The sequence below is a fragment of the Cellulomonas sp. genome (assembly GCF_015234515.1).
GTDB lineage: Bacteria > Actinomycetota > Actinomycetes > Actinomycetales > Cellulomonadaceae > Cellulomonas.
In genome coordinates this window covers 378,496-392,343 of sequence record NZ_JADGMY010000023.1, presented here as the reverse complement: position 1 = coordinate 392,343, position 13,848 = coordinate 378,496, and the positions used below count along the sequence as shown (strand labels likewise).

14 protein-coding genes are annotated in these 13,848 nt (G+C 74.7%); 9 read left to right on the top strand and 5 right to left on the bottom strand.

All coding sequences use genetic code 11. From position 1 onward, the window contains the following. Positions 1–52 precede the first annotated feature (52 nt). A complete protein-coding gene (locus tag IR158_RS10755; protein ID WP_291812808.1) occupies positions 53–796 on the bottom strand; it encodes a glycerophosphodiester phosphodiesterase family protein in 744 nt (247 codons plus the stop codon). Positions 797–1,013: 217 nt separating this feature from the next. Here IR158_RS10755 and IR158_RS10750 point away from each other — a divergent pair, with 217 nt between their 5' ends. The 6 genes from IR158_RS10750 (at position 1,014) to IR158_RS10725 (ending at position 8,138) form a co-directional block, all read left to right on the top strand. Beyond that, positions 1,014–2,204: an FAD-dependent oxidoreductase gene (locus IR158_RS10750; RefSeq protein ID WP_291812806.1), complete on the top strand. Its 1,191-nt coding sequence runs from the start codon at positions 1,014–1,016 to the stop codon at positions 2,202–2,204. Between the two features lie 73 nt (positions 2,205–2,277). Next, positions 2,278–4,197, top strand: a complete 1,920-nt coding sequence (ggt, locus tag IR158_RS10745) for a gamma-glutamyltransferase (RefSeq protein WP_291812804.1) — start codon at positions 2,278–2,280, stop codon at positions 4,195–4,197. A gap of 42 nt (positions 4,198–4,239) precedes the next feature. Further along, positions 4,240–5,607, top strand: coding sequence for a cytochrome P450 (locus IR158_RS10740; RefSeq protein WP_291812802.1), 1,368 nt, complete (start codon positions 4,240–4,242; stop codon positions 5,605–5,607). A gap of 86 nt (positions 5,608–5,693) precedes the next feature. After that, positions 5,694–5,984: a hypothetical protein gene (locus IR158_RS10735; protein WP_291812799.1), complete on the top strand. Its 291-nt coding sequence runs from the start codon at positions 5,694–5,696 to the stop codon at positions 5,982–5,984. A 145-nt stretch (positions 5,985–6,129) separates the two neighbouring features. Continuing rightward, on the top strand, positions 6,130–7,719 hold the full coding sequence (locus tag IR158_RS10730; RefSeq protein ID WP_291812797.1) for a cellulose binding domain-containing protein: 1,590 nt from the start codon (positions 6,130–6,132) through the stop codon (positions 7,717–7,719). A gap of 152 nt (positions 7,720–7,871) precedes the next feature. Further along, a complete protein-coding gene (locus IR158_RS10725; protein WP_291812795.1) occupies positions 7,872–8,138 on the top strand; it encodes a hypothetical protein in 267 nt (88 codons plus the stop codon). A 69-nt stretch (positions 8,139–8,207) separates the two neighbouring features. Here IR158_RS10725 and IR158_RS10720 read toward each other — a convergent pair whose 3' ends face one another. Then, positions 8,208–8,960, bottom strand: coding sequence for an HAD-IIB family hydrolase (locus IR158_RS10720; RefSeq protein ID WP_291812792.1), 753 nt, complete (start codon positions 8,958–8,960; stop codon positions 8,208–8,210). A 192-nt stretch (positions 8,961–9,152) separates the two neighbouring features. Between IR158_RS10720 and IR158_RS10715 the strand changes: the two genes are divergently transcribed. Then, the gene (locus IR158_RS10715; protein WP_291812790.1) at positions 9,153–9,878 is read left to right on the top strand and encodes a peptidase E; all 726 of its coding nucleotides are present in this window, start codon (positions 9,153–9,155) and stop codon (positions 9,876–9,878) included. Between the two features lie 150 nt (positions 9,879–10,028). Here the strand turns inward: IR158_RS10715 and IR158_RS10710 are convergent, their stop codons facing one another. Next, positions 10,029–10,592: an NAD(P)H-dependent oxidoreductase gene (locus tag IR158_RS10710; RefSeq protein WP_291812788.1), complete on the bottom strand. Its 564-nt coding sequence runs from the start codon at positions 10,590–10,592 to the stop codon at positions 10,029–10,031. 114 nt (positions 10,593–10,706) lie between these two features. On the opposite strand from IR158_RS10710, the gene IR158_RS10705 reads away from it, so the two are divergent. After that, positions 10,707–11,255 (top strand): MarR family winged helix-turn-helix transcriptional regulator, encoded by a 549-nt coding sequence (locus IR158_RS10705; RefSeq protein ID WP_291812786.1) that lies wholly within the window; start codon positions 10,707–10,709, stop codon positions 11,253–11,255. 141 nt (positions 11,256–11,396) lie between these two features. Beyond that, positions 11,397–12,635, top strand: a complete 1,239-nt coding sequence (locus IR158_RS10700) for a Fic family protein (protein WP_291812784.1) — start codon at positions 11,397–11,399, stop codon at positions 12,633–12,635. Here the strand turns inward: IR158_RS10700 and IR158_RS10695 are convergent. Further along, a complete protein-coding gene (locus tag IR158_RS10695; RefSeq protein WP_291812782.1) occupies positions 12,632–13,327 on the bottom strand; it encodes an anti-sigma factor in 696 nt (231 codons plus the stop codon). The two genes, IR158_RS10700 and IR158_RS10695, sit on opposite strands and share 4 nt — an antisense overlap. Then, complete coding sequence (locus IR158_RS10690; RefSeq protein WP_291812780.1) at positions 13,324–13,839, bottom strand: sigma-70 family RNA polymerase sigma factor; 516 nt, start codon at positions 13,837–13,839, stop codon at positions 13,324–13,326. The genes IR158_RS10695 and IR158_RS10690 overlap by 4 nt, the downstream gene beginning before the upstream one ends. Positions 13,840–13,848: the final 9 nt, after the last annotated feature.

Here is a 13,848-nt window from a genome sequence, read left to right as displayed (position 1 = left end):
CCGAGGACCGGATTGCACTCTCACGCACCACCCCGGGGACTGGATTGCACTCTCACGGGCGGGGTGGGTGGCGGGCGGTCAGCCAGCCCGCGAGGTGGTCCGGGCGGTCGGTGATGATCTCGTCGACGGCCAGCCCGACGGCCGTCGCCCAGTGCGCCGGCTCGTCGAGCGTCCAGACCGCGACCTGCAGGCCGGCGCCGTGCAGGCGCGCGACCAGGCCGGGGTCCTGCTGCAGCAGCAGGCCGTGCGGGTTCGCCATGACGACGTCGAGCGACGCGCACAGGTCGAGCACGTCCTGCCCCACGTCGCCCAGCAACAGCCCTCGCCGCAGCCCCGGGTCCGCGTCGCGCAGCGCCTCGACGGTCGCCGGCCAGAAGCTCTGGACGACCACGCGCGACGCCAGCCCCGCCGCCCGCAGCGGACGGGTCACGAGCTCCGCCTGCTCGGCCGTCCACTCGCCCTTCACCTCGCACAGCAGGTCGACGGACGGGTGCCGCAGCAGCAGCTCGATCACCTCGTCGAGCAGCGGCACGCGCTGCCCGGCGTACGCCGGCGAGAACCACGACCCCGCATCGAGCTCCCGGACCTCGGCGAGCGTCGTGTCCTTGAGCCAGCCGGAGCCCGAGGTCGTCGCGTCCAGCGTGTCGTCGTGGATGACCACGACGTGCCCGTCGGACGTCAGCTGCACGTCGAGCTCGATCGAGTCGGCGCCCGCACGGGCGGCCGCCTCGAACGCGGCGAGCGTGTTCTGCGGCGCGACCCACGAGTTCCCCCGGTGCGCGACGACCCTGGTCACGGGTACGGCTCCACGTTCTCACGGTAGGCCGTCTCGGTCTTCGGGGCGATGGAGCGCCGCGCTGCCCGTGCCGGACGGGGACTCGGCACGGGGTTGCGCCACGGTGCACGACGAGCCCGCCAGGCCCGTCGCCGCCGGCGGCCTCGGCGCGCGGACCTACGACGCCTCACCTAGCGTGGCCGGGAAGAGCCCTCCGACCGCAGGAAGCGGGCCGCACATGATCGCTCCGCGCCATCGCGTCGTCATCGTCGGGGGCGGCAACGCCGGCATCTCCCTGGCCGCCAAGCTGCTGCGGGGTGGGTGCCCCGACGTCGCGCTCGTCGACCCCAACGAGGTCCACCACTACCGGCCGATGCTGTCGTACGTCGCCGGTGGGGCCGCGACGCTCGACGACCTGCGACGCCCGCAGGCCGACGTGGTGCCGGCCGACGTGCACTGGTACGAGGACCGCGTGACAGCGGTGGACCCCGCGGCGTCGACGGTCCACCTCGCCGGCGGCCGCTCGCTGCGCTACGGCGACCTCGTGCTGTGCCCGGGGTCGGAGGTCGACTGGGACGCCGTGCCGGGCATGGCCGAGGCGGTCGCGACGCCCCACGCGTCGACCAGCTACCTGCCGGAGCACGCACCGGACACGTGGGACATGCTCTCGGTGCTCACCACCGGGCGGGTCGTGTTCGCCATCTCGGACCGGCACGTGCCGTGCTCCCCCGTGGGCCTCAAGCCGTTGTTCCTCGCGGCGGACCACTGGCGGACGACCGGGGTGCTCGACGCGCTCACCGTCGACCTGCTGGTGGAGGGGTCGCGGCTCGCCGGCACCGCGCAGGCGGACGAGGAGCTGCGCCTGGCGGCCGACGCGTACGGCGTGCGGGTGCGCACCGGCACGGCGGTGGAGCGCGTCGACCCGGTCGCCCGCCGCCTGGACCTGCGCTCGCGGGTCGACGCCGAGACGCTGACCTACGACGCGCTGTACGTCGCACCGCCGCACCGCGCACCTACCTGGGTGGCCGCGAGCGGCCTGGCGTCCGAGGGGAGCGACGGCTTCGTCGACGTCGACCCGCTGACCCTGCGGCACCGCACGTACCCGCGGGTGTGGGCGCTGGGTGACGTGGCGACGGTCGACACGTCACCGTCCGGCGGGGCGCTGCGCAAGCAGGTGCCCGTGGTCGCGCACAACATCCCCGCGGCCGGTGCGGGAGCGCCGCTGCGGCACTACGACGGGTACACGGTGGCTCCCGTCACGACGTCGCGCAGCGAGCTGCTGCTGGCCGAGCACGACCGCGAGGGGCGCGCCGAGCCGACGATCCCCTTCCCGGACCTCGTGCGCCCGCGGCGCTCGCTGTACGTCTTCGACCGGTACGTCGAGCCGCAGATCTACTGGCACCGGCTGCTGCGGGGCAAGGTGTCCTGACGCCGCACCCCGTGCCCTCCTCGGCGCGCGGTGGTAGGACGGACTCCTGACGTCGCACCACCAGGGGGCCAGCATGCGCGCGTCCACGCTCACCCGTCCGCTCGTCGTCGTCGCCGCGGCGCTCGCGCTCACCGCCGGCGCGCTGCCGGGGAGCGCGGCACCACCCGACCCGGCGGGTGCCGGGGCCGACGTCGACGGTGGTGCGAGCCTCGACGGGCGCGGCGGGCCCGGGCACGGCGGACCAGGACACGGCGGGCCCGGGCACGGCGGACCAGGGCACGGTGGACCAGGGCACGGGCGCCCGCCCGCCAAGGTCCCGGTCGCGGTCGGCACGGGCGGCGCCGTCTCGACCGTCGACCCGGACGCCACGCGCGTCGGCCTGGACGTGCTGCGCCGCGGGGGCAACGCCGTCGACGCGGCGGTGGCGGCGGCCGCGACGCTCGGCGTGACCGAGCCGTACTCGGCCGGCATCGGCGGCGGCGGGTTCTTCGTCGTGTACGACGCGGCGAGCGGGACCGTGCAGACGATCGACGGCCGCGAGACCGCACCGGCCGCGATGGGTCCCGACGCGTTCGTCGAGGACGGCGCTGCGATCCCGTTCGAGGAGGCGGTGACGTCGGGGCTGTCGGTCGGTGTGCCCGGGACGCCCGCGACGTGGCAGGCGGCCCTCGACACCTGGGGGACGCTGAGCCTGCGCGACGCGCTGGCGGGGGCGACCCGCGTCGCCGAGCGCGGGTTCGTCGTGGACCAGACGTTCGCCGACCAGACCACGGCGAACAAGGACCGGTTCGCCGACTTCCCGTCGACGGCCGCGCTGTTCCTGCCCCGGGGCGCCGTGCCACGGGTCGGCTCCGTGCTCCGCAACCCCGACCTGGCGCGCACCTACCGGCTGCTGGCCCGCCACGGGGTCGACGCGCTGTACACGGGGCCGCTGGCGCAGGAGATCGTCGACACCGCGCAGACGCCGCCCGTCGCGCCCGGCAGCGCGCGCGTCGTGCGCCCGGGGCTGCTGGAGACGGCCGACCTCGCCGCGTACGACGTCGTGCACCGCGAGCCCACGCGCGTCGGTTACCGCGGGCTGGACGTGTACGGGATGGCGCCGCCGTCGTCCGGCGGGACGACGGTCGGCGAGGCGCTGAACATCCTCGAGACCGTGGACCTCGGCGCCCTCGACGAGACACAGGCGCTGCACCACTACGTCGAGGCGGCGTCGCTGGCCTTCGCGGACCGCAACCGCTGGGTCGGCGACCCCGCGTTCGTCGACGTCCCGCTGACCGAGCTGCTGTCCGACGGCTTCGCGGCCGAGCGCGCCTGCCTCATCGACCCGGAGGTGGCGCTGCCCAAGCCGGTGGCGCCCGGGTCCCCCGACGGGACGTACGAGCTGTGCCCCCCGGGGGACGAGCCCGGCAGCGAGGCCCCCGAGGGCACGTCCACGACGCACCTGACGACGGCCGACCGCTGGGGCAACGTCGTCGCCTACACGCTGACCATCGAGTCCACGGGCGGCAGCGGGATCGTCGTCCCGGGTCGCGGGTTCCTGCTGAACAACGAGCTGACGGACTTCACCTTCACCGACGAGACGCAGGAGGGCGTGGAGCCGAACCTCCCCGGCCCGGGCAAGCGCCCCCGCAGCTCGATGGCGCCGACGATCGTGCTGCAGGACGGCCGCCCGCTGCTGGCGCTCGGGTCGCCCGGCGGCCCGACGATCATCACGACGGTGCTGCAGACGCTGGTGAACCGGATCGACCTGGGCATGCCGCTCGACGAGGCCGTGGCCGCGCCCCGCGCGACGCCCCGCAACGGGACGTCGATCCAGGCGGAGCCCGGCTTCCCCCGCGCCGGGCTCGAGGCGCTGGGCCACGTGTTCGCCGACAGCCCGGAGATCGGGGCTGCCACCGCGATCGAGTTCCTCGACCGCGGGAAGCTGCTGTCGGTCGCCGAGCCGGAGCGCCGCGGCGGCGGCAGCGCGGGCGTGGTCCGTCCCCGCCGCTGACCCCCACCCACCCACGCCCCCGCGAGAGAGCGATCCAGTGCGATGACCGCAGCCACGACCGTCGACACCATCCCCGTCGTGCCCGGCCCGCCGGTGATCGGCAGCGTCGCCGCGCTCGCGAGCGATCCGGCCGCGTTCTTCGTGCGGTGCTACGCCGAGCACGGGCCGGTGTTCCGCGTGCGCGCGTTGCGGCGGACGCTCACGGTCCTCGCCGGGCCCGACCTCGCGCGGTGGATGGGCTCGCGCGAGGGGCGCGACAGCCTGCGGTCCGCCGAGGTGTGGCAGGGGCTCGTCGACGAGTACGGCGCGACGCGGACCCTCACGGGTGTCGACGGCCCCGAGCATCGCAGGCTCCGCGAGGTGATGCGCCGCGGGTACTCGCGCGAGGCGCTCGACGGCCGGCTCGACGAGCTCGTCGCGATCACCGACGAGTGCCTCGACCGCGCGTGGCGGCCCGGGACGGCCGTGCCCGTCGTCGAGGCGCTGCAGTTCCTCGTGACGAGCCAGCTCGGCACGATGCTGACCGGGACCGTGCCGACCGAGTACGTGCGCGACATCCGCACGACGATCCTCTACATCCTCAACGCGCTCGTCACGCGCCAGCGCCCCGAGATCGTGCTGCGCAGCCCCGTGTACCGGCGGTCGCGGGCGCGGGTCCAGGAGCTCGGCGAGGAGATGATCCGCGCGCACCGGGCACGCGAGCCGCGGCCCGACCACCGGCGCACACTCGTCGACGACATCATGGACGCCCACGACGCCGACCCCGGGCTCCTCGCGGCGAACGACCTGGTGCTCGCGCTCACCGGCCCGTACGTCGCGGGGCTCGACACGGTCGCGAACACGCTCGGCTGCCTCGTGCACGCCGTCCTCGCGCACCCCGACGTGCTCGCGCGCATCCGCGCCGAGGCGGACGAGGTCTTCGCCTCCGGCCCGCTCACCGAGGCGTCGCTCGAGCGCCTCACGGCGACGAACGGCGCGGTCATGGAGACCATGCGCCTGTACCCGATCGCCGTGGCCCAGCCGCGCGTCGCCAACCGCGACTTCGAGTACGCCGGGCACCTGATCCGCGAGGGCGAGCCCGTCTACTGCGCGGTCACCGTGCCGCACTTCCTGCCCGAGCTGTTCCCCGACCCGCTGCGGTTCGACATCGACCGGTACGGGGCCGAGCGCCGCGAGCACGTGACCCCCGGGGCGTACGCGCCGTTCGGCAAGGGGCCGCACACGTGCCTCGGCAAGGGTGTCGCGGACGTGCTCATGACGCTCACGGCGGCGCGGGTCTTCCACCGGCTCGACCTGGAGCTCCCGCCGCGCGACGCGGTGCTGCGGCGGCGTGCCGCACCGACGCCGGGGCCCGTGGCGAGCTTCCGGGTACGGGTCGTCGGGGAGCGGCGGCCACGCACGACGGGATGAGACCTCCCACGCACCCCCCGGTGACAGTGCGATCCAGTCGCTCACGGCACCGTCGCACGACGCCCGTGTGACGGAGGATGTCCCCCATGACGGACGACGTCGAGGTCAGCGCCCTGGCGATCAACGTGACCGTCCCCGAGCACCTGCGCTGGACGGACGAGCGGCGCGGGCAGGTCTTCGAGCTGCAGACGCTCAACGTGCGACTCCTGCCCGACGGCAGCCTGGCGGCGAAGGCGTACGGCCGCCCCGTCGAGGGCGGCCGGGGAGGCTACGTGTCCTTCCGCGTGCCGGACCGCCCGGACCTCGCCGCCCTGGTCGCGTCGGCCGCCGACCGTGCCGCGGCGCGGTGGTCGGCGCACACGGGTCTCGGCAGCTGAGCCGGTCCGGCGGGGCTGACGGTCCGCATCGACCACGTCCGTCAGGCACGTGTCGAATCGCTTCACCCCGCTGCACCCGCGCAGGAGGCCACGGTACGAAGGACACCCGCCGTCCCGCCGGCCGGCCAGTCGAAGGGATCTGCGCGTGCGAGCCCTGCGTGCCACCGTCACCCTCACCGCCCTCGCGACCTGCGCGGCGCTGCTGCCCGCCGCGGTGGCGTCCGCGGCCGGGCTGGAGGAGACCACCCACACCGCCGGCCGCGTGGTCGAGTCCGGGACCGCCTGGCAGCACGCATGGCCGGGCGTGTACTTCGAGGGCAGGTTCCGCGGGACGGCCGTAGGGATCGTCCTCGACGACGCGACGAACGACTACGACGTGGCGATCGACGGCCAGACGGTCGCGACGCTGGTGGCCCCCGGCCGCGTGACGCACGTCGTCGACGGGCTGAGCGCCGGGGAGCACACGGTGCGGGTCGTCAAGCGCTCCGAGGCGCCGTGGGCGGTCAGCACGTTCGGCGGGTTCGTGCCCGTCGACGGCAGCACGGTCCTGGCCGCCCCGGAGCCCCGTGACCTCCAGCTCGAGCTCATCGGCGACTCCTACACGGTCGGGTACGGCAACACGTCGACCTCCCGGGAGTGCACGTCCACGCAGCTGACCCGCACCACCAACACGGACCTGAGCTTTGGTGCGCTGACCGCCCGTGCCCTGGGCGCCGACTACCAGGTCAACGCGTTCTCCGGCCGCGGCATGGTCCGCAACTACGGCGGCAGCGACGCGGGCACGAGCTTCCGGACGCACTACGAGCGGGCGCTGCCCATGGACGCGTCGACCGCCGGCGACCCGGCGCCCGGGTGGGACCCCGACGCGGTCGTCATCGGCCTGGGCATCAACGACTTCTCGACGGCCGTCGGCAGCGGTGAGCCGTGGACCGCCGCGTCCCTGCGCGAGGCGTGGGTCGAGGCGTACCACGGGTTCCTCGACACGCTCCGCGAGCGCTACGGCGACGACGCGTACCTCGTGGTCACCGGCACGTACGTGCACACGGGCACCGACCTGCCGGACCTCGCGCAGCGCGTCGTCGCGGAGCGCAACGCCGCCGGCGACGACCGGGTCCGCTACTGGTACTACGGCAACGAGGGCCTGGACTACGGCGGCTGCGACTGGCACCCGTCGGCCGCGGACCACCGGGTCATCGCCGGGCAGCTGACGGGCTACCTGCAGGACCTCGACCTGGGGGGCGACCCGGAGCCCACGCCCACGGTGGCTCCGACCCCCTCGGTCGACCCGACGTCCACGTCGTCCCCCACGCCGACGGTGAGTCCCACGCCCACGTCGTCCCCCACACCCACGTCGTCCCCCACACCCACGTCGTCCCCCACACCCACGTCGTCCCCCACACCCACCGTGGTCCCCAGCCCCACGCTCGCCCCCGTGGTCGCGTGCCGCGCGACGCTCACCGTGGTCAGCGCGTGGCCCGGCGGCTACCAGGCGTCCGTCGAGGTCACGGCGGGCACGCGGCAGATCTCCCGGTGGCGGACGTCGTTCACGCTCCCCGCGGGCGGTGCGCTGACGCAGTCGTGGTCGTCGGTCGCGACGGCGTCGGGCTCGACCGTCACGGTGGAGAACGCGTCGTGGAACGGGTCCCTGCCGGCGGGCGGAGCGACCGTCTACGGCTTCCTCGCGACCGGCACCCCGCCCTCCGCGGGCACCACGATCGCCTGCTCGGCCGGGTGACGGGCCCCCGACGACGAGTGTGAAGCGTTGTTGCCGCTCAGCGGCAGCAACGCTTCACACTTCGGCGTCCTGCGTCGCAGCTCACACGATCCGGCCCGGGGGTGGGACCTCCTGACCACCGACGAGGTCATCGGACGGCCCAGGGTGGAGGGATGCTCCGTACGTCCCCCTCCCTTCGACCCCGCACCGCCCGCCACGACCCCGCGTCCGGCATCCTGACGGTCCGTCTCGCGTCCGTCTCCGCCGGCACCTGGGCCGAGTACGAGTACCGCGACGTCCCCGTGAACGTCGCGCACCGCGTCACGACCGCCGGCTCGCGGCTGCCCGCCGCGCTGATCGAGCACGTCGTGGACCGCTACGCCGTGCGCCGCCGCGGGACCCCCCGCTGGGTCGAGCCGGCGACCACCGGCCCCGCCTGACACCAGGCAGAGCATGAGGGGCTGGGCGGCGCGACGACGGCAGCCCTCACGTCCACGTCCTGCGACGCGTCAGGCGAACGCCGCCGGCAGGGCCGCGCGGACCTTGGCGGGGGTGTCCTCCCAGCCCTCCACCGCGACGCACGGGACGCCCGTCGAGATGACCGGGTAGTCGTTGCCGCCCTCGTCGAGGCGGTCGCCGAAGAACACGGCCTGCGTCGGCTCCAGGCCGAGGCGCGCGAGCAGGCGGTTGACGCCGTACGCCTTGTCGATGCCCTTGCGGGTGATGTCGACGGACGTCGAGCCGCCGGAGCGGACCTCGAGGTCGGGGAGCTGCTCGGCGACGGCCGCGCGGAGCTTCTCCTTCTTCGCGCCGTCCGGGTCCCACGCCGCCTTGGCGTCGACGGGGGCCTCCTGGCCGAGGGCGGAGAACGTCACCTGGCTGCCGCGCAGCTCGATGCGGTCGCCCCAGGTGCTCTCCTCCCACAGGCCGAGCTCGCGGGCGGACTTCTCGACGGCCGCGGCGGCGCGGGCCGACTCGTCGTCGGTCAGCGGCTCGCTGTAGACCTCGGACCACGCGGCGCCGTCGTGCACCAGGTACCGGGTGCCGCACGTCGGCAGGACGTGCAGGCGCGCGAGCGCGGCGGTGTCGTCGATCGACGAGAGGAGCTGCGCGTCGAACTGCTCGAACCGGCCGCCGGAGATGATGCCGACCTGCGCGACGCGCGTGAGCGCGACGATCATGTCGACGATCTCGGGGTGCACCTTGCTCTTCGACGGGGCGAGGGTGTCGTCCAGGTCGAACAGCGCGAGCTCGTACGTCATCGGTCCTCCGGTGTGCGGGCGGCGCCCACCGGACGTGGACCCGCGCGGGGCGGCGGCCGCGGGATGACGCGCGGCTCGGCCGGTGGCGGCGGGACCGGTGGCCCCGCGACCGGCCCACGGTACCCGGTACGGCCGGGCGAGCGGGCCGAATGTGGGCGACGTGACGCTCCGCCTGCCCTACGGTGCCGAGACATGGGGCGCAGCGGGACGATCCTGACGATGGGCGGCGGCGGGTTCTCGATGCCGGAGGTCGCCGGCGGCGGCGCGCTCGACGACTTCGTCCTGGGCCTGACCGGGGCGGACACCCCGCGCGTGTGCTTCGTCGGGACCGCGAGCGGTGACGCGGCGTTGTACGTCGAGCGGTTCCTCGACGCGTTCGACGGCCGCGCGCGCACGTCGGTCCTCGCGCTGTTCGGCAACGGACCCGACGGGGCGATCCCGTTGGACCGGCTCGAGCAGGTGCTCGACCAGGACGTCGTGTACGTCGGCGGGGGGTCGACCGCGAACCTGCTGGCGGTCTGGCGCGTGCACGGGCTGCCGGAGCTGCTGGCGCAGGCCGCGCGCGGCGGCACGGTGCTCGCCGGCATCTCGGCAGGCATGAACTGCTGGTACGAGGCGTCGAGCACCGACTCGTTCGGCCCGTACGCGCCGCTGCGTGACGGGCTGGGCCTGCTGCCGGGGTCGGCGTGCCCGCACTACCGCTCGGAGCCGGGCCGACGCGAGTCCTACCTGGAGTGGGTGGGGTCCGGCCAGCTGCCCGACGGGTACGCGGCCGACGACGGCGTCGCGCTGCTGTGGCGCGACGGTGCGCTGGTCGAGGCGGTGAGCGAGGTCCCCGGCGGACAGGCGTTCCGGGTCCGGCGCGACGGCGACGGCGTGGTCGAGGTCCCCGTCCCCGCCCGGGAGCTGCCCCGCTGAGACCCCGCGCGCGATGCCAGTCGACCTGGTGGACCCGTCGAACGAGCGGGTCGCCCAACCGCGGTCGGACATCACCGGTCTGCTGCGTCGAGCCGCGCCGCAGCGGGCGCCCTCGGGGTCGGGAGGTGCGTCCCGAGGGTCACTCGCGCGTCACGCCGCGACGTCCGCCTGCCGGGCCGTCCGCAGCGCCGTCCCCCACCACACCAGCTGCTCGAGCATCGCCTTCGCGGGGGCCTCGGCGCGCGACGCGTCGAGGACGCCCTCGTCGTCGATCAGCTCCCAGATGTTCGGCAGGACGACCTGGTCGCGCACCGTGTGCGCGTGCACCTCCGCGAACACCGGGCGCAGCTGCTCGACGGCCCGCGCGCCGCCGGCCGTGCCGCCGTAGGAGGCGAACGCGACGGTCTTGCCGCGCCACTGGTCGTAGGCCGAGTCGATGGCGATCTTGAGGTAGCCGGGGTACCCGTGGTTGTACTCGGGGGTGACCACGACGAACGCGTCGGCCGCGTCGATCCGCGCGCGCCAGGCGGCCGTGTCGCCGGACCCGTCGAGCGATGCGGGCAGCGTGACGTCGCGGAGGTCGGCGACGTCGACCTCGAGCCCGCCGTGCTCGGCCAGCCGGTCACGCACCCAGTCGGCGACGAGGTGGCCGCGGCGGTCGTCGCGGACGCTGCCGACGACGAGGAGGACGCGAAGGTCGGTGGTGGTGCTCATGGAGGCTCCCCTGCGGATCGTGGCCGTCGACCCGACGGCCGTGACGCGGACTGTTACTTTCCGCTGCAACTGATGCTCGGACGCGTCACTTCCCATGTCAAGTAACGTGGTCACATGGTGGACGACGAAACGCGCTGGCTCACGCGCGACGAGACGCACGCGTGGATCGCTGTGAGCGGGCTCTTCACCCACCTGCCGCACCTGCTCGACGCCCAGCTCCAGCGCGACGCCGGCATCTCCCTCGCCGACTACCAGGTCCTCGCGTGGCTCTCGATGGCCCCCGAGCGCACGCGCCGCATGCGTGACCTCGCTGCCCGCGCCGACGTCACGCTCTCCCACCTGTCCCGCATCGTCGCGCGCCTCGAGGACCGCGGCTGGGTGCGCCGCCGCCCCGAGCCCACCGACGGCCGCACCACGCTCGCGACCCTCACCGACGACGGCTGGGCCAAGGTCGTCGCGACCGCGCCCGGCCACGTCACCGAGGTGCGCCGACGTGTCTTCGACGGCCTGACCGAGGCTCAGGTCACCGCCCTGACCGACATCGCGCGGCACATCACCGACGCCTGCGACGTCACGCTCCCCCCGATCGACGGCGACTTCCCCGAGGACGCACCCGCACGGCGCCCCGACCCGCGGCAGCCGCACCCACCGCGAGCGGGCTAGGTCCGCGACGAGGCTGCACGCCCGGTGCCGGCGCGCACGGCCGTCCGGCACGAGACGTTGCCGAGAAGAGCGCGACGGTTGCTCTCACTTAGCGCAACAACCGAGAATAGTGTCTCCAGTCTTCTCGGTTAGGAGCCGACGATGACCCAGCCTCGTCCGACGCCAGGCACCGGGCCGGGCATGACGCCGGCCGGAGGCGTCACCTTCCCGCCGCACACGCACGAGGGCCTGCCCTGGGTGTCGAGCACCGGGCGCCGATCCGAGATCACGGAGTACACCGCGACCATCCCACCGATGATCGCCGACCTGCCGGTCCCCGCCTCCGCTCACCTCCTGGAAGCCAGCCGAGCCGCCCAGGTCCAGATCGGCGTGCTCGAGCGCACGTACGCAGGCCAGGTCGCCGCCCTCGAGCCCTTCCTGCTGCGCACCGAGGCGATCGCGTCCTCGAGGATCGAAGAGGAGCTGACGACCGTCGACCAGCTCGCCCGTGCCCAGCACGGCATCAGCGCACCCAAGAGCGCTCGCACCGTCATGGGCGCCATCGACGGGTTGAACCTCCTCGTGACGCGCGCGAGTGACGGCGTGAGCCTCGATGACATCCTTGCCGCACACCGACCGCTCATGGCCGACGACGCCGAGGAGCAGTGGTACGCCGGTCAGCTGCGCCAGGTCCAGAACTGGATCGGCGGCTCGAACCGCTCACCGGCGGGCGCGCTGCACGTCCCGCCGGTGCACGAGCGCGTCCCCGAGCTCATGGAGGACCTCGTCGCCTTCATGCGCCGCACCGACCTGGACCCGCTGGTGCAGTCAGCGGTCGCGCACGTCCAGTTCGAGTCGATCCACCCGTTCACCGACGGCAACGGACGCGTGGGTCGCTCGCTCATCAACGCCGTGTGGCGCTACCGCGGCGTCACCCGGCGAATGGCCGTGCCGGTCGCCTCGGCGATCGTCGCAGACCGCGAGTACTACTTCGACCTGGTCAACGGCTACCGCACGGGCGAGGTCGAGGCGTTCGTCGCGTACCTGACCGATGCCACCACCCGTGCCACCGAGGAGGCCTCCGTCTCCGCCCAGCGGCTGGCGGACCTGCCTGCGCAGTGGCACGAGCGCGTGCGCCCGCGCGGCGGGTCGGCGGCCGCCACGCTGCTGCCGCTACTGACGTCTCACCCGATCGTCGATGCTCACGACGTCGCGCGATTGACCGGCGCGTCCTCGGCGCGCGCGTACGCGACGATCGATCGCCTCGTCGAGGCGGAGGTCCTGCGCCCCATCACCGCGTCGAAGCGCGACATGACCTGGGCCGCGGGCGAGGTGCTCGACGAGGCGGACCTCATGGCCGACCGCCTGCGGCTGCGCCGAGGCGCGCCCGGGAGGAGCTAGGCGTCCGTCACGTCGGCCACGGCCAACGGCCGGTCCAGCCCCACCACGCCCAGCTCGACGCGCGCGATCCCGTCCACCGGCAGCGCGGACGACGCGCCCAACCCTGCCGCGGTCCGCTCGCCCGTGCTCGTCCACGTCGCGACCACCGACCGCTCGCCGTCCGCGCCGACGAGCACCAGCTCGTAGACGCCCTCGGGCAGCTCGGCCGCCTCGTAGGCGCACGTCCAGTCCAGGCGCGTGCCCCACCGCGCCGGTGCGAGCGTCAGGTCGGCGCTGACCCCCGATCCCGCGACGGGCACGAGCTCGACCGTGCGCGCGTCGGACGCGACCACGGCCGGACGGGACGACGTCGCCACGGTGACCGCCGCGCCCGCCGCACCCGCGACGACGACCAGCGCCGCCGCTGCGCCCGCGAGCGCCAGGCGACCCCGGGCGCGCCGCCGCTGGGCGGTGGCCGCGACCTGCGCGAGCGGCACGACGTCGGCCACGTCGGGCGCGCTCCCGCTGTCGTGCGCCCCGACGTCCGCGGCCGGGACCATCCCCAGCAGCGCAGGCATCCCCGCCAGCTCCCCCACCGCCGCCCGGCACGCGTCGCACCCCGCGAGGTGCTCCTCGAACTCCCGCCGCTCGGCCGGCGCGAGCGCGCCCAGCACGTACGCCGCGTCCCACTCGCGGTACGGGTCGGTGCTCATGACGTCACTCCCCTCTCCTGCAGCGCGAGGCGCAGGGCGCGCAGCGCGTAGTGCAGCCGCGACTTGACCGTCCCGGGCGGCACGCCGTGCTCGGCGGCCAGCTCAGCGACCGAGCGCCCGCCGTAGTAGGCGCCGACGACCACCGCGCGGTGGTCGGGCGACAGCGCGTCGAGGGCGTCGGCGACCAGCCAGCGGTCGAGGACGGCCTGCGTCGCGTCGTCCGTGACGGTCTCGGGCGGCGCGTGGGACGGCAGCTCGTGGCGCCGGTGGGCGCTGCGGGCGTCGTCGACGACGAGGTTCCGCGCGACCGTGAACAGCCAGGCCCGCACGGACGGCTCGGGGCGCGTCAGCACCTCGGGGTGCCGCCACGCGCGCAGCAGCGTCTCCTGCACGACGTCGGGGGCGCGAGCCGGGTCGGTGAGGCGTGCCACGTAGCGGTGCAGCGCGGCGGCGTGCGCGGCATGAGTGGCGCGCAGCAGCGCGTCCGCGCCACCCTCGACCTCACCCGACACGTCGCCACC

Coding starts and splice junctions, on each gene's coding strand:
- IR158_RS10750 (WP_291812806.1), top strand. CDS start 1,014: ATGATCGCTCCGCGCCATCGCGTCGTCATCGTCGGGGGCGGCAACGCC.
- ggt (WP_291812804.1), top strand. CDS start 2,278: ATGCGCGCGTCCACGCTCACCCGTCCGCTCGTCGTCGTCGCCGCGGCG.
- IR158_RS10740 (WP_291812802.1), top strand. CDS start 4,240: ATGACCGCAGCCACGACCGTCGACACCATCCCCGTCGTGCCCGGCCCG.
- IR158_RS10735 (WP_291812799.1), top strand. CDS start 5,694: ATGACGGACGACGTCGAGGTCAGCGCCCTGGCGATCAACGTGACCGTC.
- IR158_RS10725 (WP_291812795.1), top strand. CDS start 7,872: ATGCTCCGTACGTCCCCCTCCCTTCGACCCCGCACCGCCCGCCACGAC.
- IR158_RS10720 (WP_291812792.1), bottom strand. CDS start 8,960: ATGACGTACGAGCTCGCGCTGTTCGACCTGGACGACACCCTCGCCCCG.
- IR158_RS10715 (WP_291812790.1), top strand. CDS start 9,153: ATGGGGCGCAGCGGGACGATCCTGACGATGGGCGGCGGCGGGTTCTCG.
- IR158_RS10710 (WP_291812788.1), bottom strand. CDS start 10,592: ATGAGCACCACCACCGACCTTCGCGTCCTCCTCGTCGTCGGCAGCGTC.
- IR158_RS10705 (WP_291812786.1), top strand. CDS start 10,707: ATGGTGGACGACGAAACGCGCTGGCTCACGCGCGACGAGACGCACGCG.
- IR158_RS10700 (WP_291812784.1), top strand. CDS start 11,397: ATGACCCAGCCTCGTCCGACGCCAGGCACCGGGCCGGGCATGACGCCG.
- IR158_RS10695 (WP_291812782.1), bottom strand. CDS start 13,327: ATGAGCACCGACCCGTACCGCGAGTGGGACGCGGCGTACGTGCTGGGC.